The organism is Cupriavidus sp. R6-3, from assembly GCF_059772245.1.
Window position 1 is genome coordinate 83077 of record NZ_JCBAJO010000003.1, and the last position, 26396, is coordinate 109472.

The 26396-nt window shown below is 68.6% G+C and carries 20 protein-coding genes; 14 read left to right on the forward strand and 6 right to left on the reverse strand.

What is annotated here, in order from left to right; all coding sequences use genetic code 11:
• The first annotated feature begins 73 nt into the window (after positions 1 to 73).
• From AC6EI8_RS01605 to AC6EI8_RS01640, 8 genes are all read left to right on the forward strand, one after another.
• Positions 74 to 778: a GntR family transcriptional regulator gene (locus AC6EI8_RS01605; RefSeq protein WP_150082386.1), complete on the forward strand. Its 705-nt coding sequence runs from the start codon at positions 74 to 76 to the stop codon at positions 776 to 778.
• A 499-nt stretch (positions 779 to 1277) separates the two neighbouring features.
• Positions 1278 to 1469, forward strand: coding sequence for a hypothetical protein (locus tag AC6EI8_RS01610; RefSeq protein ID WP_149319957.1), 192 nt, complete (start codon positions 1278 to 1280; stop codon positions 1467 to 1469).
• A 438-nt stretch (positions 1470 to 1907) separates the two neighbouring features.
• The gene (locus AC6EI8_RS01615) at positions 1908 to 3431 is read left to right on the forward strand and encodes an amidase (protein WP_498381094.1); all 1524 of its coding nucleotides are present in this window, start codon (positions 1908 to 1910) and stop codon (positions 3429 to 3431) included.
• A gap of 145 nt (positions 3432 to 3576) precedes the next feature.
• Positions 3577 to 4911: an MFS transporter gene (locus tag AC6EI8_RS01620; RefSeq protein WP_149319958.1), complete on the forward strand. Its 1335-nt coding sequence runs from the start codon at positions 3577 to 3579 to the stop codon at positions 4909 to 4911.
• Between the two features lie 363 nt (positions 4912 to 5274).
• Complete coding sequence (locus tag AC6EI8_RS01625; RefSeq protein WP_149319959.1) at positions 5275 to 5727, forward strand: cobalt-zinc-cadmium resistance protein; 453 nt, start codon at positions 5275 to 5277, stop codon at positions 5725 to 5727.
• A 154-nt stretch (positions 5728 to 5881) separates the two neighbouring features.
• Complete coding sequence (locus AC6EI8_RS01630; protein ID WP_149319960.1) at positions 5882 to 7171, forward strand: TolC family protein; 1290 nt, start codon at positions 5882 to 5884, stop codon at positions 7169 to 7171.
• Positions 7172 to 7173: 2 nt separating this feature from the next.
• Positions 7174 to 8334 (forward strand): efflux RND transporter periplasmic adaptor subunit, encoded by a 1161-nt coding sequence (locus AC6EI8_RS01635; protein ID WP_149319961.1) that lies wholly within the window; start codon positions 7174 to 7176, stop codon positions 8332 to 8334.
• A gap of 5 nt (positions 8335 to 8339) precedes the next feature.
• Positions 8340 to 11459, forward strand: a complete 3120-nt coding sequence (locus AC6EI8_RS01640; protein ID WP_149319962.1) for an efflux RND transporter permease subunit — start codon at positions 8340 to 8342, stop codon at positions 11457 to 11459.
• Positions 11460 to 11552: 93 nt separating this feature from the next.
• Here the strand turns inward: AC6EI8_RS01640 and AC6EI8_RS01645 are convergent, their stop codons facing one another.
• Positions 11553 to 13232, reverse strand: coding sequence for a hypothetical protein (locus AC6EI8_RS01645; RefSeq protein ID WP_498381095.1), 1680 nt, complete (start codon positions 13230 to 13232; stop codon positions 11553 to 11555).
• Positions 13233 to 13486: 254 nt separating this feature from the next.
• On the opposite strand from AC6EI8_RS01645, the gene blaOXA reads away from it, so the two are divergent.
• A complete protein-coding gene (blaOXA, locus tag AC6EI8_RS01650) occupies positions 13487 to 14392 on the forward strand; it encodes an OXA-837 family class D beta-lactamase (RefSeq protein ID WP_498381096.1) in 906 nt (301 codons plus the stop codon).
• Positions 14393 to 14503: 111 nt separating this feature from the next.
• On the opposite strand, the gene AC6EI8_RS01655 is transcribed toward blaOXA, so the two are convergent.
• The 5 genes from AC6EI8_RS01655 to AC6EI8_RS01675 all read right to left on the reverse strand — a co-directional run bounded on the left by AC6EI8_RS01655 (position 14504) and on the right by AC6EI8_RS01675 (position 19190).
• The gene (locus tag AC6EI8_RS01655; RefSeq protein WP_498381097.1) at positions 14504 to 14803 is read right to left on the reverse strand and encodes a GTP cyclohydrolase; all 300 of its coding nucleotides are present in this window, start codon (positions 14801 to 14803) and stop codon (positions 14504 to 14506) included.
• 26 nt (positions 14804 to 14829) lie between these two features.
• The gene (locus AC6EI8_RS01660) at positions 14830 to 15069 is read right to left on the reverse strand and encodes an isochorismatase (RefSeq protein WP_226105181.1); all 240 of its coding nucleotides are present in this window, start codon (positions 15067 to 15069) and stop codon (positions 14830 to 14832) included.
• 456 nt (positions 15070 to 15525) lie between these two features.
• Positions 15526 to 16485, reverse strand: coding sequence for a chemotaxis protein (locus AC6EI8_RS01665; RefSeq protein ID WP_149319966.1), 960 nt, complete (start codon positions 16483 to 16485; stop codon positions 15526 to 15528).
• 432 nt (positions 16486 to 16917) lie between these two features.
• A complete protein-coding gene (locus AC6EI8_RS01670; RefSeq protein ID WP_498381098.1) occupies positions 16918 to 17538 on the reverse strand; it encodes a ParB-like protein in 621 nt (206 codons plus the stop codon).
• Between the two features lie 20 nt (positions 17539 to 17558).
• On the reverse strand, positions 17559 to 19190 hold the full coding sequence (locus AC6EI8_RS01675; RefSeq protein ID WP_498381099.1) for a BON domain-containing protein: 1632 nt from the start codon (positions 19188 to 19190) through the stop codon (positions 17559 to 17561).
• Between the two features lie 566 nt (positions 19191 to 19756).
• On the opposite strand from AC6EI8_RS01675, the gene AC6EI8_RS01680 reads away from it, so the two are divergent.
• From AC6EI8_RS01680 to AC6EI8_RS01700, 5 genes are all read left to right on the forward strand, one after another.
• Positions 19757 to 20263: a low affinity iron permease family protein gene (locus tag AC6EI8_RS01680; protein WP_149318356.1), complete on the forward strand. Its 507-nt coding sequence runs from the start codon at positions 19757 to 19759 to the stop codon at positions 20261 to 20263.
• A gap of 217 nt (positions 20264 to 20480) precedes the next feature.
• On the forward strand, positions 20481 to 21515 hold the full coding sequence (locus AC6EI8_RS01685; protein ID WP_498381100.1) for a hypothetical protein: 1035 nt from the start codon (positions 20481 to 20483) through the stop codon (positions 21513 to 21515).
• A 104-nt stretch (positions 21516 to 21619) separates the two neighbouring features.
• A complete protein-coding gene (locus AC6EI8_RS01690; protein WP_149318045.1) occupies positions 21620 to 24334 on the forward strand; it encodes an ABC transporter transmembrane domain-containing protein in 2715 nt (904 codons plus the stop codon).
• Between the two features lie 164 nt (positions 24335 to 24498).
• A complete protein-coding gene (locus tag AC6EI8_RS01695) occupies positions 24499 to 25053 on the forward strand; it encodes a hypothetical protein (protein WP_498381101.1) in 555 nt (184 codons plus the stop codon).
• Positions 25054 to 25486: 433 nt separating this feature from the next.
• Positions 25487 to 26227 (forward strand): SDR family oxidoreductase, encoded by a 741-nt coding sequence (locus tag AC6EI8_RS01700; protein WP_498381102.1) that lies wholly within the window; start codon positions 25487 to 25489, stop codon positions 26225 to 26227.
• Positions 26228 to 26396 lie beyond the last annotated feature (169 nt).

Below are 26396 nucleotides of genomic sequence, written 5' to 3' on the forward strand. Positions count from 1 at the left end.
GTCCGCGGCGCCACCAAACCGCGCCACGGTCCCGCCAAATCGCGCTGTCCAATCCGATCGCCTCGCATCCGCCATGTCCCTCCGCCCCTCCGTTTCCGCCGCGCCCGATCAGGAAGTCGTGAGCCTGGGCGCCAGCCATTCGCCGCTGTTCGCGCTGGTCACCGACAAGCTGCGCGAGCGCATCCTGAAGGGCGACTACGCGCCCGGCGAACGGCTGGTCGAGAACAAGCTGTCGGCGGAGCTGGGCGTGTCCCGCATCCCGGTGCGCGAGGCGCTGCGGGCGCTGGCGAGCGAAGGGCTGGTGCTGATCGAACCGCGCCGCGGCGCCTCGGTGGCGAAGCTGTCGCCGGATATCGTCCGCGAGATGGTCGAGGTGCGCGCCACGCTGGAGGGGCTGAATGCCAAGCTGGCCGCCCAGCGGCGCGATCCGGGACTGATCGCCGAACTCGAGGCGGTATTGCAGCAGGGCATGGAGGCGGCGGCGCAGGGCAAGGCGGACGAACTGCTGACACTGAACTCGCGCTTCCACGAGGTGCTCGGCAATATCGCCGCCAACAGCGTGCTGCAGGAAATGATGCGCTCGCTGCGTGAGCGCACCGCGGTGCTGTTCGGGCCGGCCAACACGGTGCGCGCCCGGCAGAACTGGGACGAACACGCGCAGATCCTGCAGGCGGTCATCGCCGGCGATGCGGATCTCGCAGCCCTGCTGGCCGCGCGGCATGTCTACAGCGCGGCCAAGGCGGCCGAGCTGCCGGTGGGCGAGCAGCACGCTGCTTGAGCCTGGGCGCTGAACGCCTGACGCCTGACGGCTGACGGCTGACGGCTGACGCCAGACGCCTCACGTCTTACGCCTCACGCCTCACGCCTCACGCCTCACGCCCCACGCCCCACGCCCCACGCCCCACGCCCCACGCCCCACGCCCCACGCCCCACGCCCCACGCCTCACGTCTCACGCCTCACGCCTCACGCCTGACGCCTCACGCCTCACGCCTCACGCCTCACGCTTCACGCCTCACGCCTCACGCTCAGGCCTGACGCCTGACGTCTGACACCGGGACAAGTCCTCCGGTCCTTCTCCTTCCCTTCGGTTTTCTCTGTCGCGCCGCACCACGGTAGCGGCGCCGCATGCGCTGGTCCGCGGCTGCTTGCGGTCCGCTGTAGATGGGCACGGCATCGCGTGCACGCACGGCTTCGGGGCGTGCCGCCGCACCGTCATGGCGCAATGCACAAAATTTGTGTATACTGTCAACCGTTGTAAACGCAATAGAGAAAGACCATGACTTACCGCGACACCACCGCCCGGGCGTCGTACCTGGACACCCCGGTCGGCCAGCAACTGCTGCGCCACTACGCATCCCGCGATGCCGTCCGCCATGCCACGCCGCTGATCCCGCTGCGGGCGGCCGATGTGCTGCGCTTCGTGCAGTGCCTGTTCGGCCGCGCGGGCTGCGGGCATCGCCCGGCATAAGCGCCAACGTACCGGCAAAGCGCTGCTGGCAGCGCCCGAACCGCCCTCCGGGGCGGTTTTTCTTTTCCTTCTCCTGATTCGGCTCTGCTGACCCGCCCCGCCGACTCCGCCCTCCTGGCGCCGCTCTCCGACGCCGCTCTCCCGACGCCAAGCATTCGTCCGGGAGCGATTCCATCTCTCGGCCAACGCGGCGCACCGCATGGTGGCCCACGTCCCGCTGGGCCGATTCTTGCGTAAAGCGCATCCGCGACGCCGCCCGCGCCTGGGGCGCACCGGCGGTGCGAGGGTTTCCGCCAATGCCGGGGAACCTTGGTGCGCCCTAAACTATTGCATATAGTATACCGACGCAGCACAAACCCAGGACTCCAGCAGAGAGGCCGGGTGCTGCCGTCAGGGTCGCGGCAATAACAACAGGCAACAACAAGAACAGGAGCCGACGTGAGCCTGCCAACGTCCCCGTCCATTCCCGCCCGCGCCGGCGTTCCACCGCGCCCTAAAACGGCAACCGCCGGATCTGACGCGCGCTATCGCCCGCTGTGGCAGGCCGTCGACGATCTCGCCGAAGGCCGCACCAGCGCCGAGCAACTGCTCGATCTGTGCCACGCCGCCTGGGCCGAACGCAATCCGCTGCTGAACGCCATCGTGCTGGCCGATTTCGATGCCGCGCGCGAGCAGGCGCGCGCCAGCGACGCGCGCCGCCGCCAAGGCAGGGTGCTGGGGCCGCTCGATGGCGTGCCGTTCTCCATCAAGGAATCGTTCGACGTGGCCGGCTGGCCGACCATCTGCGGCAATCCGGCGCTGCGCGAGCATGTCGCCGGTCGTGACGCCACCGTCGTCCAGCGGCTGCGCGAGGCGGGGGCCGTGCTGATCGGCAAGACCAATGTGCCGCTCGGCCTGCGCGACTGGCAGAGCTACAACGCGGTCTACGGCACCACGCGCAATCCGCACGACCCGTCGCGCACGCCGGGCGGTTCGTCGGGCGGCAGCGCGGCGGCCGTCTGCGCCGGCATGAGCCTGTTCGACATCGGTTCGGACATCGGTTCTTCGCTGCGCAATCCCGCGCACTACTGCGGCGTGTTCTCGCACAAGAGCAGCCACGGCATCGTGCCGCTGAGCGGCCATGGCACCGGTGCGGCCTCGTTCGGCATGCAGGACATCAACGTGGCCGGGCCGATCGCCCGCAGCGCGCGCGATCTCGAACTGGTGCTGCACGCCATCGCCGGTCCCGAAGGCGCCGATGCGGTGGCCTATCGCCTGGCCCTGCCGCCGTGCCGGCTCGATACGCTGGCGCAATTTCGCGTGGCGGTGCTGCCGTCGCACCCGCAGGCCGAGGCCGACCGTGAAGTCAGCGACTGCATCGAAGGGCTGGGCCGCTGGCTTGAAGGGCAGGGCGCCAGTGTCGCCTGGCATGTGCGTCCGTCATTCGCGGCCGAAGAGCTGTGGCGCGTCTACGTGCTGCTGCTGCGCGCGACCACCTCGGCCCATATGCCGGACGGCGCGTTTGCTGAGGCGCTGGACCAGGCCGCGGCCGCATCCCCGGACGATGCGCGTTACGCCGTGCTCCAGCATGCCGGCGCCACGCTGCGCCACCGGGACTGGCTGCTGTTGCAACACGCGCGCGAGCGCTTCGCCCTGGCCTGGCAACGTTTCTTCGACGACTACGACGTGCTGCTGTGCCCGGCGGCGGCCACGACCGCCTTCGAGCTGGACGAGGCCGGCGAGCCGTGGCAGCGCCATCTGGACGTCAACGGCAAGCCGCAGCCGATGACGACGCAGCTGTTCTGGGCCGGCCATTCGGGCCTGTGCGGGCTGCCTTCGACCGTTGCGCCAATCGGCCCCGGCAGCAGCGGCCTGCCGGTCGGCGTGCAGATCGTCGCGGGACGCTACCGCGATCTGACCTCGCTGCGCTTCGCCAGTCTTCTGGAGGCGGCGGGCTTCGGCTTCCGGCCTCCGCCCGGCTGAGGACGCACGAGGCAACGGCCGAGGACGCGGGGCAACGCGCCACGCCACTCGCCCGGCATCCCACCCCACCGAATTCGCACGCCACGCGGCCAACCACGCGGCAACACGCCGCCACGATGCCCCACACTGACAAGGAGCGACGATCATGCTGGACTGGTTCAAAGAGCTATCGCGGATGGAGCGCAAGGGTTTCTACGGCGCCTTCCTCGGTCATGCGGTCGACGTGTTCGACTTCATGATCTATTCCTTCCTGATCTCGACGCTGCTGACGCAGTGGCAGATGAGCAAGTCGACCGCCGGGGCGATCGTCACGTGGACGCTGGTGTCGTCGCTGATCGGCGCGATCGGCGCCGGCATGCTGGCCGACCGCTATGGCCGCGTGCGCGTATTGCGCTGGACCATCGTGGTGTTCACCGTTGCCTGCTTCCTGTGCGGGCTGGCCAATTCGCCCGAGCAGCTGATGCTGTTCCGCATGATCCAGGGCATCGGCTTTGGCGGCGAGTCGTCGCTGTGCATGGTGCTGGTGACCGAGATGATTCGAAATCCCGCGCACCGCGGCAAATACTCTGGCTTCACCGCGAGCAGCTATTCATTCGGCTGGGGCGCGGCGGCGCTGGCTTATGGCCTGACCTTCAGCCTGTTTCCGGCCGAGACGGCCTGGCGCGTCTGTTTCTTCCTCGGCATCGTGCCGGCGCTGGTGGTGTTCTATCTGCGCCGCAACCTCGACGAGCCCGAGGTCTTCGTCAAGACGCGCGCCGAGCGCGCCGCGCAACGCGGCTCGGCGTGGCATGAACTGAGCCGCCTGGTGCGGCGGCCGCTGCTGCGCAAGACCGTGCTGTGCAGCCTGCTGTCGGGCGGCATGCTCGGCGCCTACTACGCGATCGCGACCTGGCTACCGACCTTCCTGAAGACCGAGCGCGGCCTGTCGGTGTTCGGCACCAGCTCCTATCTGGCGGTGACCATCCTCGGTTCGCTGGTCGGCTACGTGGCGGGCGCCTATGCGACCGACCGCCTGGGACGGCGGCCGACCTATGTGCTGTTCGCCGCCGGCGCGTTTGCGATGGCGCTGATCTATATGGTGATCCCCGTTTCCAACCTGTCGATGCTGTTCCTCGGTTTTCCGCTGGGCGTGCTGATGCAGGGCGTGTTCTCCGGTATCGGCGCGACCATCTCAGAGTCGTATCCGAACGATATCCGCGCGACCGGTTACGGCGTCTCGTACAACCTCGGGCGGGTGATCGGCTCCTTCTTTCCGCTGTCGGTCGGCTGGCTCAGCTCGGGCCGGACCTCGCTGCCGCTGGCCATCGCCATCGTCGCCGGGGCCGGGTACGCGCTGGTCGTGTTCGCGGCGCTGATGCTGCCGGAAACCACCGGCATGGACCTGGACAAGGCGGGTGGCGATGAGGCCGACCGCGACGAGACGGCGCCGGGCAAGGTCGGGCTGGCACCCGCGCCGGGTGTCGGCGGGACCGTGGCCTGACCGGCCGAACTGGCGAAAGCCGGGGGAGCAGGCGGGGCAGAGGCCGGGCGCAAGTCGGGCGCGGACCGGGCGCCGATCGGGCGCGGTGGGGCGCAATCGGGCGGCAAATCGGGCGGCAAATCGGGCGGCAAATCGGGCGGCAAATCGGGCGGCAAATCCGGCGGCAAATCGGTCGGAACGGGCGGGGGGAACACCCCGCCCGATATCCAGATCGTCACGTTTTCGGGAACAACCTAGGGCTAACCCTGTCCATGCGATTGCATTCGGTTACAATGCCGCTCTTGCGTCTTATTACGCAGGGCACCAGCCGTCATATTCCTGGCGTCGTGCGCTTGCCTGCATACCGACGCCAACTTCCCCTTGATGCGAGCCTTACTGCCCTTTCTGATCGCGTGCTGCCTGTTCCTGCTCTCCTTTGGAGCGCAGGCCGGCACGCGTCTGGACGCGGCGGCGGGGCTCGGTCCCGGCCAGATGCGGGTCGGACCGCTGGTTTGCAGCATGGCGGCGGTTGCCGCCGTGGCCGCCCGCACGCTCTCCAGCGATGAGGACGGCAGCCGCATCGTCGCGCCCGGCGACGACGGCATCCATGCCGACGACGTCGTCGAATCCGCGCCCTCGCCAGGCTACTGCAATATCTGGTCGGCCGATCTGCTTGATCCGCCCGACGTGCTCGACGAAATCGAGGAATCCAGCGCGCTGTTCGCCCTGCCGACGGCGCCGCTCGAACTGCCTTCCGGCGATGTCTCTCCGCCTCGCCACGGTCGCGCGCCGCCACTGCCCGCGGCGCTGTTCAAGCCCCCCATCCTCACTGCCTGATCGCTGACGCGCCGGTCCAGTCCCGTATCGGACCGGCCGCGCCTCCTATCTGCGTGTCTTGCTCGCGGCCTTCGCCGCCGTGGGCCGTGTGCTTGTCGCGGTAACGCCGTCCGCGCGAAGCCGGCATGCAGTGGTCCGGCTTTTTCTCGTTGCCATGAAGATCTCTACGCTTACCCTGATAGCGTCGCTTTCGCTTGGGGTGTCGTCGGCCTTTGCCGCCGATGCCTTCTCGCTGGAGCAACTGCTTTCCCTGTCCCAGAACTCGAACAAGGGCGTGGTCGCCGCGCATGCCGGCGTGGACGCCGCCAGCGCCGCCGTCACCAGCGCGGGCGCCTATCCGAATCCCCAGGTCGAAATGATGTACGGCCGCCTGCGCGGCCGGCAGGCCGGCGTTGCCGAGGGAAACGCCCCCAGCTTCTCGATCACGCAGCGCCTCGACTACCCCCAGCAACGCAGCCTGCGCCGCTCGATCGCCGAGCGCAATCTCGACGCGACTGAAGCCGGTCTGCAGGCCTTCTACGCCGACCTCGCCGGCCGGGTCAAAACCGGCTACTACGGCGTGCTGCGCCGCGAGAGCGAACTGGCGGCGGCACGGGAAGACCTGGCGATGATGAAGCAGGTCCATTCGCGGGCGCGCCTGCGCGTCGAGGTCGGCGAGGCGCCGCGCTATGAGCTGATCCGTGCCGAGACCGAGTTGCTGGCCGCGCAGAAGTCGCTGCAGAGCGCCGAATACCGCGTCGACCAGGCCAAGGCGGCGCTGCGCCAGCAGGTCGGCGGCGCGCTGCCGCCGAAGTTCGCGCTGGCGGGCAGCCTGGGCCAGCTTCCGAGCGTGCCCGATCTGGCCGTGATGCGCGAGCGGCTGAACACGGCCAACGCCGAACTGGTCCAGCGCCGCATGGAGCTGGAGCGCGCCAATCTGGCGGTCGACTACCAGCGCTCGCTGCGGCTGCCGGAGCTGGCGGTGCGCGCCAGCACCACGCGCGAACCCGACAACAGCGTCTCGCAGGTCGGCCTGGTGCTGACCATTCCGCTGTGGGACCGTCGCAAGGGGCCGGTGGGCGAGGCGGTCGCGCAGGCCACGCAGGCGCGCAATGCCTACGAGCTGCGCGAATTCGAACTGGGCCAGGAGCTCGAGTCGGCGTACCGCCAGCTGGAAATCACGCAGGCCCAGGTCACCGCGCTGGAGTCCGGCATCGTGCGCGAGGCCGAGAACGCGCTGCAGGTCGCGCAGGCGGCCTACCGCTACGGCGAGCGCGGCATCCTCGAGGTCATCGATGCCCAGCGCACGCTGCGCAACGCGCGCAACGAACTGATCGCCGCGCAATACGACCAGCAGATGGCCGTGATCCAGATCGAACGCCTGCTGTCGATGGCGCCCGGCATGACGCCGCCGGGCATGGCCCCGACCGCCGCGACCTTCTCCACTGAATCGAAACAAGACTGACCATGCGCCCCTTTTCCCTCCGTACCCTGGCGGTGGCTGCCGCCATGATGTTGACGCTCGCGGCCTGTTCCGAGGAGCCGCCGCCCGCGGCCGAGGCCCCCAAGCTGCCGCCCGGGGTAGTCAAGCCCGAGCCGTCGCTGCAGCAGCAGCTGAAGGTCGCGCCGGTGACCACCAGCCCGTTCAGCGAGATGCTGCACGTGGCCGGCCGCATCGACTTTGACGAGCAGCGCGTCGCGCGCATCGGCGCGTCCGTGACCGGGCGCGTGACCGACCTCTACGCGATGCCCGGCCAGGAAGTGAAGGCCGGCCAGGTGCTGGCGCGCCTGCACAGCAGCGAGCTGGGCGCCGCGCAGATGTCGTATCTGAAGGCGCTGGCGCAAACGCAACTGCAGGCGCAGAACGCCGAGCGCGCGCGCCAGCTGTTCGCCGCCGACGTGATCGGCCGCGGCGAGCTGCAGCGCCGCGAGAGCGAATATGCGATCGCCAACGCCGAGATGCACGCCTATCGCGACCAGCTGCGCGTGCTCGGCATGTCCAAGGCGGCCATCGCCGAGCTGTCCAAGGGCGGCAGCATCAATTCGTATTCGCCGGTGTACTCCAGCATCAGCGGCACCGTGGTCGAGCGCAAGGTCGCGCAGGGGCAGGTGGTGCAGCCCGCCGATTCGCTGTACACGGTGGCCGACCTGTCGCGCGTCTGGGTCGTCGCCGAGGTGCCCGAGCAGCAGGCCGCGCTGGTGGCCGAGGGGCAGACCGTCGAGATCGACGTGCCGTCGCTGGGGGCCGGCACGGGCCGCAGCCGCATCGCCGGCAAGCTCATCTATGTGGGCCGCACCGTCAATCCCGAGTCGCGCACGGTGCTGGTTCGCACAGAACTGGACAATCGCGAGGGTCGCCTGAAGCCCGCGATGCTGGCCAGCATGGTGATCGCCAGCCGGCCGACCGAGCGGCTGGTGGTGCCCGGCTCGGCCGTGGTGCGCGATGGCAACGAGGAGCAGGTCTACGTCGAGCAGGGCGAAGGCCTGTATCGCGCCGTGCCGGTCAAGCTCGGTGCCGAGAGCGACGGCATGCGCGTGGTGCAGAGCGGCGTCAAGGCTGGCGACCGCATCGTGGTCAATGGCGCGTTCCATCTGGATAACGAGCGCAAACGCCTCGAGCAAGGTTGACCACGATGATCCAATCCCTAGTCCAAGCTGCCATCAACCAGCGGCTCGTGGTCTGCGTGATCGCGGTCGTGCTGTTCTTCTTCGGGTTGCGCGCCGCCGGCAAGCTGTCGGTCGACGCCTTCCCCGATGTCACCAACGTGCAGGTGCAGATCGCCACCGAGGCGGCCGGCCGCTCGCCCGAGGAGGTCGAGCGCTTCGTCACCGTGCCGATCGAGATCGCGATGACCGGCCTGCCGGGGCTGGTCGAGATGCGTTCGCTGAACAAGGCGGGTCTGTCGCTGATCACGCTGGTGTTTACCGATGCCACTGACGTCTATTTCGCGCGCCAGCTCGTGATGGAGCGGCTGATCGAGGTCGGCGGCCGCATGCCGGAAGGCGTCTCGCCGGTGCTCGGCCCGGTCTCCACCGGTCTGGGCGAGGTCTACCAGTACACGCTGGACCGTGCCGACGACGGCGATCGCGAACTGACGCAGGAGGAACTGTCCGAACGCCGCATCGTGCAGGACTGGGTCGTGCGTCCGCTGCTGCGTTCGATTCCGGGCGTGGCCGAGATCAACTCCCAGGGCGGCTACGTCAAGCAGTACCAGGCGCTGATCAACCCGGACCGCATGCGCCACTACGGCATCTCGGTGCAGCAGGTGTACCAGGCGCTGGCGCAGAACAACGCCAACTCCGGCGGCGGCGTGCTGCCGCACTATGCCGAGCAGTACCTGATCCGCGGCGTGGGCCTGGCCCAGGGCGTCGAGGACCTGAAGAGCATCGTGCTCAAGGAGGTCAACGGCACGCCGGTCTATCTGCGCGACGTCGCCGAGGTCACCATCGGCCATGAAGTGCGGCAGGGCGCGCTGATCAAGAACGGCCAGACCGAGGCGGTCGGCGGCATCGTGATGATGATGCGCGGCGGCAACGCCAAGGAAGTCGTCAGCCGCGTCAAGCAGCGCGTCGCCGAGATCAACGAGCGCGGCATGCTGCCCGGCAAGCTGCAGATCGTGCCGTACTACGACCGCAGCGAACTGGTCGATGCCGCGTTGTGGACGGTGACCAAGGTGCTGCTCGAAGGCGTGGTGCTGGTGGTGATCGTGCTGTTCCTGTTCCTCGGGGACCTGCGCTCGTCCGTCATCGTGCTGGCCACGCTGGTGCTGACGCCGCTGCTGACCTTCATGGTGATGAACCAGGTCGGGTTATCGGCGAACCTGATGTCGCTGGGCGGTCTGGCGATCGCCATCGGCTTGATGGTCGACGGCTCCGTGGTGGTGGTCGAGAACGCGTTCGAGCGATTGGGGCGCAAGGATGAACTGAGGCTGACCAAGACCGAGGTGCTGGTCAAGGCGGTGCAGGAAGTGGCGACGCCCGTGATCGTCGGCGTCGGCATCATCATCCTGGTGTTCCTGCCGCTGATGACGCTGACCGGCACCGAGGGCAAGATGTTTGCGCCGCTGGCCTTCACCATCGCGATCGCGCTGGCGATCTCGCTGGTGCTGTCGCTGACGCTGTCGCCGGTGCTGTCGTCGTACCTGCTCAAGGGCGGTGCGGAGCACGACACCAAGGTGATCGCCTTCCTGAAGCGCCACTATCTGCGGATGCTGGGCTGGGCGATGGCGAACAGCCGCAAGACCGTGGTCGCCGCCGTGGTCGCCTTCCTGGCCACGCTGGCGATCGTGCCGCTGCTCGGTTCGTCGTTCATGCCGGAGATGAAGGAAGGCTCGATCGTTCCGGCGATCGACCGCGTGCCCAACATCTCGCTGGAGGAATCGATCAAGCTCGAGAAGGAGGCCAACAAGCTGGTGCTCAGCGTGCCGGGCGTCAAGTCGGTGGTGTCCGGCGTCGGCCGCGGCGAAAGCCCGGCGGACCCGCAGAGCCAGAACGAGTCCACCCCGATCGCCAGCCTGAAGGACCGCGACGAGTGGCCCGACGGCTGGACCCAGGACGACATCGCCGAACAGATCCGGCAGAAGCTGCGGGCGATCCCCGGCGTGCAGATCGTGATGGCGCAGCCGATTTCCGACCGGATCGACGAGATGGTCAGCGGCGTGCGTTCGGATATCGCGGTCAAGATCTTCGGCGACGACCTCGGCAAGCTGCGCGAGCTGGCCGGCGAGGTGGCGCGCGTGGCCGGCGGCATCCAGGGTTCGCAGGACATCCGCATCGAGCGCATCACCGGTCAGCAGTACCTGTCGATCGAGATCGACCGCCAGGCGATCGCGCGTTATGGGCTCAATGTCTCGGACATCCACGACATCATCGAGATCTCGATCGGCGGCAAGCGCGCCACCGACATCTTCGAGGGCGAGCGCCGCTTCAGCGCCGCGGTCCGCCTGCCGGAGCGCTTCCGTCATGATGTCCAGTCGATCCGCCAGCTGCTGGTGACCACGCCGGACGGCATCCAGGTGCCGCTGCAGAGCGTCGCCAAGATCGAGGTCAGCGACGGCCCGGCGCAGATCAGCCGCGAAATGGCCAAGCGCCGCGTGGTGGTGATGATCAACGTCAAGGACCGCGACCTCGGCGGCTTCGTCGCCGAACTGCAGCAGGCGGCAGACAGCAAGGTCAAGCTGCCCGAAGGCTATTACTTCGAGTGGGGCGGCCAGTTCCAGAACATGGAACGCGCGATGGGCCACCTGAAGATCATCGTGCCGATCACGATCGCCGCGATCTTCTTCCTGCTGTTCCTGCTGTTCAACTCGCTGCGCTTCGCCACGCTGATCATCACCGTGCTGCCGTTCGCATCGATCGGCGGCATCATCGGCCTGTTCGTCACCGGCGAATACCTGTCGGTGCCGGCATCGGTGGGCTTCATCGCGCTGTGGGGCATCGCGGTGCTCAACGGCGTGGTGCTGGTGTCCTATATCCGCGGGCTGCGCGACAGCGGTCTGGATCTGGACACCGCGGTGCGGCAGGGCGCCGCCCAGCGCTTCCGCCCGGTGATGATGACGGCGACCATCGCGCTGCTGGGCCTGGTGCCGTTCCTGTTCTCCACGGGGCCGGGTTCCGAGGTGCAGCGCCCGCTGGCGGTGGTGGTGATCGGCGGCCTGATCACGTCGACGCTGCTGACGCTGGTGATGGTGCCGACGCTGTATCGCTGGTTCGACGACCACAAGCCGAATCCGGCGACGGACGAGCCGGTGTAATCGAAGGCCGGGCGCCGGCACCGTGCCGGCGCCATGGTGGTGCGTTGGGGTCCCCGCGAAGGCGGGGGCCCTTTTTTATTGCCGGGCGCTCGGTCAGTCGTCCTGCGCCAGCCGATGCACAGGCTCGGGCAGCGCATCGAGCAGCGGCTTGCCGAAATACTGCCGATCGCTGACCGCCAATTGCCGCAGCCCCTCGCGCAGCGAACGCAGCGCACGGGCCGCCTGTTCCAGTTGGCCCGCATGGGCGGCATACCACGACAGTTCGAACCACAGACTGCTCTGCTGCAGCAGCGGATACTTGCGCTCGCCGCGCTGCGATTCGGCCAGGCGCCAGGCGGCGACCTCGTGCCAGGAATCGGGCCAGGCCGGACCGGTGAATGCGTCGGCGAACGGGCCCGCGAGGTCGCGCAGCGCCGCGACGCCGATCGGCGCGGCGGCCTGGAATTCGGCCAGCGTGGGACGCGGCGCGGTATGGCAGGCGCCGCGGGCGATGCGCATCAGATAGATCGCGTTCCACGCCGACGGATGGCGATTGCCCGCGCCGCGGCCCAGCCATTCCGACAGGCCGATCCACTGGATCGCGCGCTCGGCCTCGCGCTCGGACGAGACCCCGGGCACGGCACCGGGCAGTGCGCCGGGCAAGGCGCCCGACCATGCGATGCCGGCCTCGCCGAACAGCCATAGCGCCATGCCGATATTTGCCGCGACGTGCTGAGCGGCATCGGAGACGTTCGATTCGAAGGCCGCCGCCAGCGCCTGCTCGAAATGCGCGACGGCCTGCTCGGCGAGCGTGCCGGCCGCTGCCGTGTCGTTGGTCGCGGCCGCCGACAGCGCATGCGAGCGCTGGATCAGCGCGGCGAGGTTGTGCCACTCGAAGCGGACGTGCGGGTGCACCTGCACCAGCGTCGCGCCGGGCGCGTTCTGCGCCAGCGCCTGCAACAGCGCCAGCGCCCCGCGCAGATCGCGCTCGTCGTAGGCGCACCAGGCCGCGACGATGCCTTCCATCGCGTCGAGGTAGTCGTTGCCCGCAATCGCGTGGCCGCGCCGACGCCGTCGCAGCGCGCGCAGCATCTTGCGGGTTTGCGCGCGGTCGCCGAGGCGGCGCCACAGCAGCGCCTCGTTCAGCGCGACAAAGGCGTGTTCGAATTCGCTGACGGCGAGCCGGCGCGCGGCGCGAAATGCCGTCAGCGCGGCCGGGGCGTCATGGCTGCCGTTACCACCTATGCCTGCGGCAGCCGCTTCGTCGCGCGCCAGCGGCGTCAGCAATCGCCCCTCGCGCAGCGCCTGCTTGCCGTCGACGAAATGGCGCCAGAAGGACAGGTCGGTCTGCGTCACCATCCGCTGCGGCGCGGCGGCCTTGCCTTGTGCGCGCCCGTCGCGGTCCAGACCGAGAAAGGCGGCAATCTCGTGCGCAGTGGCGGGCGCGCCTTCGACCTGGCAGACGATGCGCTGGCGCTCGTGCGCGGCCAGCCAGAACGGCCCCTGGCTGCGTCCTTCCAGATTGAGGAAGCGCGGGTCGCGGCTCGCGTCCTCGCCCCATCCGACCTGCAACTGCCAGCGTCCGAAATCCTGGAAGGCACGGGCGATCGCCATCCGCAGCGTGCGCGCATTGCTCATGCGCTCGCGCAGGTCGTCCGCGTAGACCAGTGGCCGTTGCGGCGATGCCAGCGTGGCGTGGTGCAGCCGCACCAGCAGCCAGACCGACTGGTAGGCGGCGCGCGTGCCGTTGACCGATTGCGGGGCGGACAGTTCGACGACGACGGGATCGGGCATGGAGCAGGGGGAGCGAAAGGGGCGAAACAAGCGGAAGGAGGACGGAAGGATGGCGAAAAAAGGCCGCTCGATGTGACAGCCGTGACAGCCGTGCCGGATTGTCGCATGGGCAGGATTGGACCGGAACCCCGCCATGGCTACGATGCGCACTGTCCGGTCGGCGATGCGCCACGCCGGCCGGACCGGCGCGCACAACCTGCCGCTGCCATCGGCAAGCCGCCGATCGCAGCAGCCCCAACGAACAAGGAGAGACCATGAAGTCCCGTACCGAAGCGCAGTCCCTGCACGCGCATGGCCTGTATCGCCGCCGCCTGCTGCAACTGGCCGGCGGCGCCGCGCTGCTGCCTGCGGCGCGCCTGGCGCTGGCCGATGTCGCGCCGGCAAGCGCCGTCGCCGCGCCGAGCGAAGTCGCCCGCGAGGATTTGATGTCGCACTTTCGCGGGCTGGACGTCGACGGCTGTTTTGCGCTGTTCGACGTCAAGGCGAACCGGATGACGCTGGTCAATGCACCGCGTGCGAAGACGCGCATGGTGCCGGCGTCGACCTACAAGATTCCGAACAGCCTGATCGCCTTCGAGACCGGCGTGGTGGCCGATCCGGACCAGATCCAGCCATATGGCGGCGGCAAGACGCGCTTCCCGCAGTGGCAGCGCGACATGAATCTGCGCGAGGCGATCGCGATGTCGAATGTGCCGGTCTACCAGGGCATTGCCCGGCGGATCGGCATGCAGCGGATGCAGACGTGGGTCGACCGGCTCCACTATGGCAACCGGCAACTCGGGAAGGTGGTGGATCAGTTCTGGCTGCGCGGGCCGCTGGCGATCTCGGCGGCCGAACAGACGCGCTTTCTGGCGCGGCTGGCACAGGGCCAGCTACCGGCGTCGCGCCTGAGCCAGCAATGGGTGCGCGAGATCCTGCGCGTCGAAGCCAATGACGATCACGCGATCTACGCCAAGACGGGCTGGGCGATGGATGCCGGGCTGAACCACGGCTGGTGGGTGGGGTGGGTCGAACGCAGCGGCGGCGTCCATGCCTTCGCGCTCAATATGGATCTGCAGCGCGAGGAACTGGCGCCAAAGCGCATGGCCATCGCACGGGCGATGATGGCGGAACTTGGCGTGTTGCCCGTGGAGAACGGGCAAGCGCGCAAGATGAGCTAGCGCAAGACGGGCCAGCCCGGGCGAGCCAGCGCAAGATGAGCTGGCGAAGAGGAGCTGGCGAAGACGAACTGGCGCGGGGCGGAGCTTGCCGCGCCGGGCGTACCGGCTGCGTCAGGCTGTCGCGTGCGCCTTCGTGGCCGCGGCCTTGCGCTTGCCCTTGGTAAAGCTCGACAGGCCGTCGATCACATCGCGACCGTAGGCGACGGCCGCTTCGATCGCCTCGCGCGGACTGCCGGCGCGATGCGAGCGCAGCGCCGGCAAACCGGTCGACGGCTCTCCGCCCAAGGCGATGATGTTGACCGTTGCCTCGAAGCTGTCGCGCGCGGTGCCCGACTTGCCGGCTTGTTCGCCGGCGTGATGGACGTGTGCCGAGAGGCGATAGCCCTTGTAAACAGCGTGATTGGCGTACATGGTGGACTCCTTGGAAATGCGCGCGCTCAATGGCGGCGCAAGCGCGTAATCGCGCGTTCGCCCGCCTGGCGGGCGACCTGCTTTGCCTGCGCTTCCGTGCGATGCAGCGTGTCGCGTACCGCGACGTTTTCGAGCACCCGCTCGCGTCCGCTTTCATAGCGGCTGACGATGTAAGTGGCGAACCACTGGCCGGGGCTTTGCTGGATCGGATGGACGGCGACGGTGTATTGGTTCTGGTTCTGGTTTTGGCTGTGTTGTTGATTCATGTCATTGGAAGGGGGCGGTCCCTTGCCCTGATCCGATGGGTCCGCGCAGATGCCAGAGGCAGGTGCATGCGCATGTCGAGCGCTGCGGCGCGTGAGTGCGCGCCAGTTGCGGCTTACGGAAACGGCTTGGTCGCGAGGCGAGGCCCGGCTCGGTGGAGCCGAAACAGCGGTGAGGCGACGGAACGGGAACGCTGGGTGGTGAATGCCGGACGTCAGGTCGGGCGGCGGGGCCCTGGGGGCCAGCCGGACAGTGTCTTGTCTTAATAATCTGTCCGGGTTTTCGCCTCTTGGGGCGAAGGCACACACTATAGCACGGTTGGCCTGTCAGCACCGGCTGCGCGGGTAGGCTCCTCTCCCACGCGCGGGAGAGGATAGGGGAGAGGGAAAAACGGCGGTCGCCACGGCATCGCCGTCGCAACCAGCCTTCGTTTCCCCCGCAGCGCGCAGCGAAGCGCCTCACATATGCAGCACGCCGCGAATCGTCTCCGCCAGATCCTTGGCGAGGAACTTCGACACGTAGGCGTCCGCGCCGACCTTGCGCACATGGTCCTCGCTGGCATTGCCCGACAGCGACGAGTGGATCACCACCGGGATGCCCTGGAAGCGCTTGTCCGCCTTGATCTTGCGGGTCAGCGTGAAGCCATCCATCTCCGGCATCTCGAGATCGGTCAGCACGCAGGCGATCTCGTCGCGCACATTGCGCCCGGCCTTCGCGGCGGTGGCGGCGATGTCGTTCAGTTCGTCCCACGCTTCCTGGCCGGTCTTGGTCATCACCACGGATACGCCCATCGCATCGAGACCTTGCTCGATCAGGCTGCGGGCGAGGGCGGAATCGTCGGCCGCGAGGATTTTCGTGCCCGGGCGCAGCGCCAGCTTCGGTCCGACGGTGGACGGATCGACATCGGGCTGACTGGTCGGCAACACGTCGCGCAGGATCTGTTCGACGTCGAGCACCTGTACCAGGCGAGCGTCGGGGGTGTCCGCATTCAGCTTGGCGATGCTGGTCACCAGCCCGCCCTTGGTGCTGGCTTCGGCCGACACCACCTCGTTCCACTCCAGGCGCACGATTTCCTCGACGCCCTCGACGGCGAAGCCCTGCGTCGAGCGGGCGTACTCCGTGACCAGCAGGATGCCGCAGCTGCCCCCCTGTGGCGTGCAACCCACGATCTTGGCCAGGTCGATGACCGGAATCACCTGCCCGCGAATATCCGCCATGCCCAGCATCGCCGGCGCGCCGCCGACCACGGTCGTGATTTTCGGCATCACCAGAATTTCACGGACCTTGAATACATTGATGCCGAATATCTCGTTCTGGCCGGAACGCTCGGCATTCCCGAGCCGGAACAGCAATAATTCGAACTGATTATTGTTGGTCAGGTTGGTCCGCTCGTCGATTTCCTTCATCAAGCCGCTCATGACTTCCCCATATTCCTCGCGACGCCCGCGTGACCGGTGGCGCAGTGTGTTGTCGATGACACACGAGGGCACGGCTACGAAGAGGGCCCGACCGCTCGCGGTACGGGTCATTAACGACCGGGCGGGTGGAACCTTTAGGGCCGTGACGCAGCGCTTCCCCGGCTAGGTGCTGGTGCTGACGATCAACGGCAATCTGGTGGCGACGCCGCGGATCGCGCGGCCGGACCAATGGCCTGTTGTTCGTGCCGATGGCCAGCGAGCAGCAGGCGCTGAACGTCGCCGCGGTGATTGGCGGCGCGGGCGCGCCCGCGACGAGATAACAAGGCGCTCTGCCGTCCCTGCGTGCGGGGACGCGGCGTCTTGCTGCCTTTCTCGCTTGGTTGCCGCTTGTTTCCTGCTTGGATTGCTGCCCGGTTGCTGCCTGGCTGCCGCTCATTTACCGATATACCCAGGCAGTCCCCGCGCCTTCGGACTCCTGGCCGCCTTGACCGCCAACGCGAGCGCATAGGCGAAGCATTCCGGATTCCCCATCGGCCCGCGAATCTCGCGCCGGAAGAAATCCGCCCACTTGAAGTCGGGATAGGCCTGCTTGACCCGGCGGTAGCCGCCCGCGATGCGGGCAAAGGCCTCCAGACTGCGATATGGATCGTCGCGCATGCCCGCGACAGAGCGCGGCAGCGCCGACAGCGGCTGGCGCTGCCCGTGCTCGTCGTAGGGGTGGACCTGATGCCGGCGCAGCATGTACTCCCAGAACTCGTCCTCGGAGCGGTCGCTCAGGTCCTTGCGCACGAACACCGGGATGATCTCGAAGCCGAGCTCGTGCCAGGCGCGCACCCAGTGGTGATGGTCCACGACCCACAGCACATGCTGCGGTCCCACCACCACGTGGATGCGATGCTTGTCGAAGAAGGCCTCGAGCCGGTCCTCCGGCTGCCGGCGCGTCGTCTGCATCTTGCGCTTGACGTGCAGCATGCCGACCGTGATCTGGGTCGGCCGCAGCTCCGCGATCGGCGCGCGGAGCTTGCTGCCTTTGGCGAGGGTCGTGGTGCCCACGTGCGCCGGTCCGGTCGGGCTCAGCGGTTGGTTCCCTTGCCGGTCGAGCCGAGCCCGTCGCCGATATCGGGCGTGCTGCCCGAAGCGGAGGAGACCGACGAGCCGGATGTCCCGGTCGTTCCCGATGTCCCGGACGTGCCCGACGTTCCCATCGAGCCGGTGCTGCCGGTGGTGCCGGACGTTCCCATCGTGCCGGACGACAGCGGCGAGCCGGTCGACGTGGCCGAGGTGGAGCCGGACGAACCGGAGGAGCCCGACGTTCCCGACATCCCGCCGCTGCTGCTGCTGCTGCTGCGATAGTCGCCACCCGCTTCCGAACCGGCACCCGCGCTGCCCATGTCGCGCGTGACGCGGATCTGGTTGTGGACCTCGTTGACGCCGAACACTTCGTCGGCAATATCCTCGATCACGAACTTCTCATGGCGCTCGCGCACCGAGCCGGTCAGCGTCACCGTGCCGCCGCTGACCTCGACCGAGACCTGGCTGACATCGACCATCGGCACATCGGACAGCCGCTCGCACAGATCCTCGCGAATGCGCTCGTCCGAACGCTGATAGCCCTTCGGGCCCACGCGCCGGCGGCGTTGCTGTTGTCCGTATTGCTGGCCTTGCTGGCCGTACTGGGACGCTTGCTGGCCATATTGCCGGCCCTGGCCGTATTGCTGTCCCTGGCCATATTGCGACCCTTGGCCATACTGCGACCCGTAGCCCGACTGGTACTGCGAGCCGCCGCGTCCGCCGGATTCGTAGCTCTCCAGCCCGTAGCCGCGGCCGCCCTGGCCGGAGCTGCCGCCATAGCCGGAGGTACCGCTTTGGCGATAGCCCGGATCGCCCGGATAGGTTCGCTGTCCGCCGCTGTACGACTGGCCGCCGCTCGAGCTGCTGCCGTAGTAGCCGCCGCCATAGCCGGGCTCGTTGCCGCCGCGGCGCGAACGGTCGCGCGCCTCGAGTTCGCGCCAGGTTTCCGAGCCGCCGCCGCGGCGGCCTTGCTCGCGCCCGTAGCCGCCGGATTGCTGGCCGCCGTACTGTTGGCCGCCGTACTGTTGGCTGCCGTAGCCCTGGCGCGATTCCCAATCGTCCTCGCGGCCGGTATCGCGCACGCCGTACATGCCGTAGCGCTCCACGCCGCCGCCGCTGGGGTCGTAGCCGGCATAGCCGCTGCTGTAGGGATTGCGCGCGCCGCCCATGTCGGTCGGGTCATAGCGGCCCTGGCCGCTGCCGCGATAGCGCGGCGAGGATTGCTGCTCGAACGAGGAGCCGCCGCCGCCGCTGCGCGAGCGATCGCCACCGCCGCCACCACCACCGCCGCCACCACCGCCGCGTCCAGCGCCCCATTCATCGCGCCAGCGTTCGCGTTCGTTCTCATGGCGTTGCTGGCCCTGGCCTTGCCACTGCCCCTGTCCTTGTCCGTACCGCTGCTGGCCCGAGCGCTGGCCGCCGTATCCGCCGGACTGCCCGCGGCCGGATTGTCCGCGGCCGTATTGCTCGCGTGACTCGCCCTCGTCGCCGTATTCGCCAAACCGCATTTCTTCGCCCATGTCGTCACCGTCCTTGTCACGCCACCATTCGCTGCCGCTCCCCTGATCCCGCCCCGGACCGCTGCCATAGCCACCGTAGCCGCCGGGGTAGCGCTGATTGCTACCGTTGCTCATTTGTCCCTCCTTGCGTACCAAGTGGCGGCACGCGCCGCGCACTGCGCCGGGCGGATGTTGCTCCTGCTCTGCTGCTGCCCGGCCGGGTGAAGAACCGCAAGAACCGTACCGCTGTGCGCGAGAGGCGGCATGCGAAAGCGGGGCGCGCGCATCGCCCGCGATCGCCGCGGCGCCAGCAATCCACATGCAAAGTTTGCCGCCGTCACTTGTAAAAAGTACGGCGCATGGCGGGGCCGTCACCGAAGCGGAGTCTCTTTCGTCATTTGCGTGCGTCGCGCCTGACGGATCGACGTCGCAGGTATGGAACTTGCCGTATAGCGGTATTGCCCATCACCGGCGCGGGCGTGCCTTGCTTGCCGCGGCCCGCCATGCCGGAAGGCGCCCAGAGAACAGCCATGTCCGACGTAGCCAGTACCGACCGCGAACGCCTCGCCAGCGCCGCCCGCGAAGTCATCAACGGAAAGTCCGCCAACGGCAAGGCAGCCAACGGCAATGCCAGAGGCGCCGGCAATGGCGCCGGCAATGGCGCGTCGGAAGAGGACCGGCAGGGCTGGCGACGACGTGTGATGCACGCCTTCGAATGGTTCGCCGGCCATGCCACGCGGGGCGCCGGCTCGCCGATCGCGTTCGCCTCCGCCGTGGGCGTGGTGCTGCTGTGGGCGGTGACGGGGCCGATGTTCGATTATTCCGAGACCTGGCAGCTTGTCATCAATACCGCCACGACCATCATCACGTTCGTCATGGTGTTCCTGATTCAGCAGACGCAGAACAAGGACTCGCTGGCGGTGCACCTGAAGCTGAACGAGCTGCTGGCCTCGCATCGCCACGCCAGCAGCCGGCTGGTGGCAATCGAGGACCTGGACGAAGAGGACCTCAAGAAGTTGGCGGCCTTCTACCGGCAGCTGTCCGAGCTGGCCGAGCGCGAAAGCGATATCGAGGAAACCCACGGGCTTGACGATGCGCTGCAGACGCACGTCGCCAAGCAGGAGGCGCGGCACGATCTGGAGGAGGAGATCGCTGCGGAGCTCGACTCGAAGGCGCGCAAGGACCGCCGGCCGGACGACGCGGTCTGAAGCGGCCGAGCCTGCCTCGCGCGCAGGCCGGATCGCGATGGGCCGGTGCAGGCCCGTGTCGATCGAGTCGGTCCGTGTAGATCGGTGTGGGTGTTGCAAGTTCGACATGCGCGACGAACAGCCATCCAGCGATGACGCGCGCTGCTGCGTGCCGGCACGCGCGGGCGCATTCCTTGCACGACGCGAAGAATGTCGTTGCCGAACCCAGGAGCCAATCATGTCGACCATCGTGGCAGGGCGTTTCGATTCCTTCGCCGACGCCGAGCGCGCGGCGCGAGGGCTTTATGGACACGGATTCTCGGTATGGGACGTGTCGATCTTCACGGTCGGCACGCCGCAGGCCACGCAGGAACTGGCGCGCCCGCCCGGCGTGCTGCTGGCGGCGCGGGTCGAGCCCGAACGGCTGCAGACGGCGGCCGAACTGATCCGCCTGGAAGGCGGGCGCGAGCTCGAGCAGGCCGAGGGCCAATGGGAGAACGGCCGCTGGTCGGACTTCGATCCGCTTGGCACACCGAAGCCGTTGCAGGAGACCGCACCGCACGAGCGCGCGGGCCAGCTCGGCGAGGGCGCGCTGAGCGCGACCGGCAACGAGGACCCGGGTAGCGAGATCGACCAGTCGGTCCGGCAGGACGAAGACCGCCATTCCGGACAAGTGAGCGGGCAGGCGGGCGGGCATGCCGGCGGACAGACAGGCGGGCAGCCGGGCGGGCATGAGGCTGGAAACGGCGAGCGCGATCTCGGCGTGCTGCTGACCCCGGGCCAGCACACCACCACGCATGAGGGCGTCAGCAAGGGCGACGAGGCCCGCATGCAGGGCCAGCGGGCGGGCGGACCGCGGCAGCAGGACGCTGGCAGCCAGACCGCGTCGGCCGCCGAGGGATCGAGCCCAGGCGCGAGTGAAGGAGCGACTCAAGACGTGGCCCAAGGAAAGAGCCAAGGAACGAGCCAAGGTGCGGGCCATGGCGCGACTCAAGGCCAGAGCCCAGCGCAACGCGAAGGGCAGGGCCAGCACCCCGCCGAACAGCAACCGCGCGAAGCCTGGGAATCGGCGCAGTCGCATCGCCAACCGGGCGAGAAGACCGACGAGCCCGAACTGGTGCGCGGGGCCACCACCACACCGGAGCCCAGCGGGCCCAACGACACCTTCCGCCAGATCCGCCGCGGACAGTTCCCGCCGGGAGTCGGCGAGGGCGACCTGCGCGACCCGGGCAGCACCACGCCGGACGCGCCGAAGGTCGACAACCGGTCGTGAGGAATCCGATGACGGACCCGATGACCACCACGATGACCGCCGCGATGACGGCCGCGATGACCGAACCGGTACTCCCCTAAGCGCCGCCCCCCACCAGCGAGACGATGCCGACGACCAACGGACATCCCGCCCCTGCTTCCAAACGCCGGATCGCGGCCGAACTCTGGGCCACGATCTGGCGTTTCCGCGGCCGCGTCGGCGTAGCCGTGGTGCTGCTGATCCTGGCCAAGGCCGCCGCCGTAGCGGTGCCGCTGGTGCTGAAGCTCGTGGTCGACGACGTGGCGCCGGTGGCCACCGGCGCCGCCGCGATGGCGGGCGCGGCGATCACAATGCCGGTGTTCCTGGTGCTCGCCTACGCGGCGCTGCGCCTGCTCGGCAACGCCTTCAACGAGTTGCGCGACGTGGTGTTCGCGCCGGTGACCCAGCGCACCGTGGCGACCTTCATGGAGCGCACCTTCTCCCATCTGCATGCGTTGGGGGCCCGCTTCCATGCCCGCCGTGAAACCGGCGGCGTGATCCGCGACCTGGAGAAGGGCACCGCGGCGATCGGCTTCCTGCTCGGCGTCGCGGTGTTTACGATCGTGCCGACGCTGATGGAGATCGGCTCGGTGCTGGTGATCATGATCGCGGCCTATGGCGGTGCCTTTGCCGCGATCATCGTGGTGACCTTCGCCCTGTATGCGGGCTACACCTATGTGATGACGCGGCGCCGGACGCGGGTGCAGCGCAAGGTCAACGCGGTGGAGGCGCAGACCAACAGCAAGGTGGTCGACAGCCTGCTGAACTACGACACCGTCAAGTTCTTCGCGCGCGAGCGCTTCGAGACGCGCCGCCTGTCCGGCCTGCTCGAAGGCTGGGTCGACGCCAGCGTCGAGAACCAGTACGCGCTGTCCGCGCTGCACGTTGGCCAGAGCTGCTGTATTGCGCTTGGTGTGGCGGCGGTGATGCTGCTGGCGACCGAGCGGGTCGTCACCGGCGCGCTGACGGTCGGCGACCTGGTGCTGATCAACGCGTACATCATCCAGGTCGTGTTGCCGCTCAATACGCTGGGCTTCATCTTCCGCGAGTCCAACGACGCCATGACGCAGGTCGAGCGGCTGTTCGCGCTGCTCGACGCGCAAGGTCCGCCGGGCGAGGACCACGATGCGCCGGGCGCGCGACCGCTGCACGTAACGCGCGGCGAGATCGTGTTCGAGCACGTCAACTTCAGCTATGACCCGAGCCGGCAGACGCTGTGGGACGTCAGCATCCGCATCGGCGCCGGCCAGACCGTGGCGGTGGTCGGCGGCAGCGGCTCGGGCAAATCGACGCTGGCGCGGCTGCTGTTCCGGCTGTATCTGCCGGACAGCGGCAAGATCAGCATCGACGGTCAGGACCTGCGGCTGGTCACGCAGCAGAGCCTGCGCGAGGTGATCGGCATCGTGCCGCAGGACACCATCCTGTTCAACGACACTATTGCCTACAACATCGGCTACGGCCGCGAGGGCGCGACCCGCGCCGATATCGTCGAGGCCGCGCGCGCCGCGCAGCTCGATACCTTCATCGACCGGCTGCCTGACACCTACGAGACCCGCGTCGGCGAGCGCGGCGTGCGCCTGTCGGGCGGCGAGCGCCAGCGCGTGGCGATTGCCCGCGCGCTGCTGAAGAAGCCGCCGATCGTGGTCTTCGACGAGGCCACCTCGGCGCTCGACACGCGCTCGGAGCGCGCGATCCAGCGCGAGCTGGCCGAAGTGGCGAAGGGCCGCACCGCGCTGATCATCGCGCACCGGCTGTCCACGATCGCCGATGCCGACCATATCCTGGTGATGGAGCATGGCCGCGTGGTGGAGGAGGGCACCCACGATGCGCTGCTGGCAAGGCGCGGCGTCTATGCGCAAATGTGGCGGCTGCAACAGCAGCAGCGCGAACTGGAACGGACCGAGCAGAAGCTGGCACTGCAGCCGATCCGGCTCGAGGCCATCGTCGCCGCGGTGGTCGACGGCTTGCGCGAGCTGATTGCCGAGCGGCAGGTCAATCTGTTCACCGTGCTCGGCGAGGCGGAACTGCGCGTCACCGGCGATCCGGGCGTGGTGCAGAAGGCCGTGTGGGAGCTGTGCCACGCGCTGATCGCCGACATGGAGCCGGGCGGGCGCATCGAGCTGCGGCTCGAACGGCAGGGCGGCGAGGCCTCGCTCTATGTGGCCGCGCCGGACCGGCAGGCGCCGCTGCCCGATATGCGCGAGCTGGAGAACCTGCTGGAGGACCACGCGGTGCGGCTGACGGTCGATCCGCACGGACATGGCTATCGCATCGCGATGCCTTTGCGGCCGATCCGCGAAACCCCGGCGCCGCCGCCGGTCGCGCCGCCAGACATCGCGGCGACCCTGCCGGCGCCGGACGCGCTGAAGGGCCTGCGCATCCTGGTGCTCGACGACGACGAGCCCACGCGCGAGGTACTGACCAGCACGCTGGAGGACTACGGCGCCGACGCCCAGGCCTTCGGCCGCGGCGACGACCTGCTGGAGCTGCTGGGCAAGGCCGATCCGCAGCACTGGCCGCAGGTCCTGCTGTGCGATATCGCGCTGGACGAGGAGGACGGCTACACCGTGCTGCGCCGCGTGCGCCGGCTCGAGACCGAGCGCAACGTGCCGCTGGCCTGCCGCCTCAGCGCGATCGCGCTGTCCGGCCATGCCGAGGCGCAGGACCGCATGCGCGCGATGATGGCCGGCTTCCAGGTGCACCTGTCCAAGCCGGTGCAGATCGGCGAGCTGGTGGTGGCGATCCATTCGCTGGTGCGCCATCGTGATGTCGACACCACGGTGCCGGGGCCGCGAAGCTAGCGCCAGGGCGCTGCCGGTCTCCGGTTCCCGGTACCGGACCGCGGCCCCCGGTCGCAGCCCTCCGGCCTCAGGCCTCGGGCCTCGGGCCTCGGGCCCGGGGTCGCCGTTGCGGGTCCATCGATTCCGTTTCACAACCCAACCCACTACACGATCGAGGAGAAACCATGCAGCCTCACGACAGACCCGATCTGCCCAGTTCCACACCGTCCCGGTCTTCCACTGACGTGCCCGGCGCCACTGCCTCGCCGGGCAGGGCGCCGGGCAGCCGGTTCGCCGATGCGGCCAGCGCCGAGCGCGCCGTCGCGCTGGCGAGACCGATGTTCGAAGCCGCGGTGCGGGACCGCGAGGTGGGCGAAGGCGGCTTCCTGCATCTGGTGGTGATGGACCCGGGCAAGGGTCCGGCCGATTGCCCGTTCGAGCAGGCAATCCTGTACGAATACTCGACGCCGGGGCGCGAGCGGTGGGACGCCGATTACGCCTGGTATGCGCGCGAGAAGGCCAAGGTGGCCTGGCGCACCGGCATGGCGACCGACCAGGTCCAGGCGCGCGCCCCGCATCTGCTGCGCGCGGAGGAATCGATGCTCGGCGGCGCGGTGGTGCTCGACGGCATCGTGGTGGCGGTCAGCGGGGCGAACCCCTGGTATGACGAAGCCTTCGCGCTGAGCGTGGCGGCGCTGCTGCGGGCGGTCGCGCAGCAGCGGCGGCGGGAGCAAGGGTAGGTCGCGACGCGGAGAGTTCGTGCAGCGAGCGAATGACGCGACGGCGAGCGCGCTGGCGAACAGGTCGCTCCCTCTCCCGCTTGCGGGAGAGGGTTGGGGAGAGGGCAGCACCGCCCATGCAACTTTTACCAGCCAAGGCATAAACGCCAACGCCCCGCATGTAACTCCGGACATGGGGGAACCGTTACCCCTGAAACGGCAAGCCACTGCGCCATCACGCGTCTGGCATGCAATTCGCTGAAGGCATCCCCACAGAGAACCGGATTCGCCGCCGTCGCACGGGGCGGCGGGTAGCCGGAAATGGGGAGCGATGCCGTGCATTCCCTTTTCCGTCCGCCCGCCGGCGCTGCACCTCGCGCCGCGCTTCGCGCCGCATCCCCTTGCGCCAGCGCCGCATCCGGTCACGCCTTCCAAGCCAACTTCAGGAGCCGAAATGACCGATGCGCCAGACGCCAGCCTGCAAGGCAAGACCTTTCTCGTGACCGGAGGAGGGCGCGGGCTGGGCGCCGCGATCTGCCAGAACCTGTCGGCCGCAGGCGCCAGCCTGGTCGTTGCCGACGTCGACGAAACCCTGGCCCGCAACTGTGCCGAGAAGCTCGACGCCAGCGGCGAGCGGGCCTATTCGCTGTCCTTCGACGTGGCCGAGCCGTCCGCCGTCCGCTCGGCCTTCGAGCAGGTGCGCGAGCGCAGCGGCCGCCTCGATGGCATCGTCAATAACGCCGCGATCGACATCACGCTGCCGGTCGACGAGGTCGAGACCGAACGCTGGCACCGCGTGCTGATGGTCAACCTGTACGGTCCCTATCTGATGTCGCACGCCGTGGTGCCGATGCTGAAGGCGCAGGGCGGCGGCCATATCGTCAATATCGCGTCCACGGCATCCAAACGGGCCTGGCCCAACGCCTCGGCCTACCACGCCACCAAATGGGGGCTGCTGGGCTTCTCGCACGCGCTGCACGCGGAACTGCGGCCGCACGGCATCAAGGTGTCGGCCATCGTCGCCGGCGGCATGCGCACCCCCTTCCTGCTCGACCGCTTCGCCGACATCGACCAGTCCACCCTGCAGGACCCGGCCAATGTCGCCCGCGCGGTGCGCTTCGTGCTGACGCAGCCCGAAGAGACCGTGATCCCCGAGGTCATGGTGCTGCCGATGAAGGAAACGTCGTGGCCGTGATCGACGACCCCGGCGCCGGCCTCGGGGCTGGTCCCGGCGCTGGCCCCGACACTGGCCGGATCACGGGCGCCGCAGTACCGGCCGGAGGCGGCGGTGGGCTCCCCGGCGCGGTACTGCTGGACAAGGACGGCACGGTATTGCAGGACGTGCCGTACAACGTCGACCCCGA

Excerpts from the sequence above, each read along its gene's own strand:
- AC6EI8_RS01605 (WP_150082386.1), top strand. The coding sequence starts at position 74 with ATGTCCCTCCGCCCCTCCGTTTCCGCCGCGCCCGATCAGGAAGTCGTG.
- AC6EI8_RS01610 (WP_149319957.1), top strand. The coding sequence starts at position 1,278 with ATGACTTACCGCGACACCACCGCCCGGGCGTCGTACCTGGACACCCCG.
- AC6EI8_RS01620 (WP_149319958.1), top strand. The coding sequence starts at position 3,577 with ATGCTGGACTGGTTCAAAGAGCTATCGCGGATGGAGCGCAAGGGTTTC.
- AC6EI8_RS01625 (WP_149319959.1), top strand. The coding sequence starts at position 5,275 with ATGCGAGCCTTACTGCCCTTTCTGATCGCGTGCTGCCTGTTCCTGCTC.
- AC6EI8_RS01630 (WP_149319960.1), top strand. The coding sequence starts at position 5,882 with ATGAAGATCTCTACGCTTACCCTGATAGCGTCGCTTTCGCTTGGGGTG.
- AC6EI8_RS01635 (WP_149319961.1), top strand. The coding sequence starts at position 7,174 with ATGCGCCCCTTTTCCCTCCGTACCCTGGCGGTGGCTGCCGCCATGATG.
- AC6EI8_RS01640 (WP_149319962.1), top strand. The coding sequence starts at position 8,340 with ATGATCCAATCCCTAGTCCAAGCTGCCATCAACCAGCGGCTCGTGGTC.
- AC6EI8_RS01645 (WP_498381095.1), bottom strand. The coding sequence starts at position 13,232 with ATGCCCGATCCCGTCGTCGTCGAACTGTCCGCCCCGCAATCGGTCAAC.
- blaOXA (WP_498381096.1), top strand. The coding sequence starts at position 13,487 with ATGAAGTCCCGTACCGAAGCGCAGTCCCTGCACGCGCATGGCCTGTAT.
- AC6EI8_RS01655 (WP_498381097.1), bottom strand. The coding sequence starts at position 14,803 with ATGTACGCCAATCACGCTGTTTACAAGGGCTATCGCCTCTCGGCACAC.
- AC6EI8_RS01660 (WP_226105181.1), bottom strand. The coding sequence starts at position 15,069 with ATGAATCAACAACACAGCCAAAACCAGAACCAGAACCAATACACCGTC.
- AC6EI8_RS01665 (WP_149319966.1), bottom strand. The coding sequence starts at position 16,485 with ATGAGCGGCTTGATGAAGGAAATCGACGAGCGGACCAACCTGACCAAC.
- AC6EI8_RS01675 (WP_498381099.1), bottom strand. The coding sequence starts at position 19,190 with ATGAGCAACGGTAGCAATCAGCGCTACCCCGGCGGCTACGGTGGCTAT.
- AC6EI8_RS01680 (WP_149318356.1), top strand. The coding sequence starts at position 19,757 with ATGCACGCCTTCGAATGGTTCGCCGGCCATGCCACGCGGGGCGCCGGC.
- AC6EI8_RS01685 (WP_498381100.1), top strand. The coding sequence starts at position 20,481 with ATGTCGACCATCGTGGCAGGGCGTTTCGATTCCTTCGCCGACGCCGAG.
- AC6EI8_RS01690 (WP_149318045.1), top strand. The coding sequence starts at position 21,620 with ATGCCGACGACCAACGGACATCCCGCCCCTGCTTCCAAACGCCGGATC.
- AC6EI8_RS01695 (WP_498381101.1), top strand. The coding sequence starts at position 24,499 with ATGCAGCCTCACGACAGACCCGATCTGCCCAGTTCCACACCGTCCCGG.
- AC6EI8_RS01700 (WP_498381102.1), top strand. The coding sequence starts at position 25,487 with ATGACCGATGCGCCAGACGCCAGCCTGCAAGGCAAGACCTTTCTCGTG.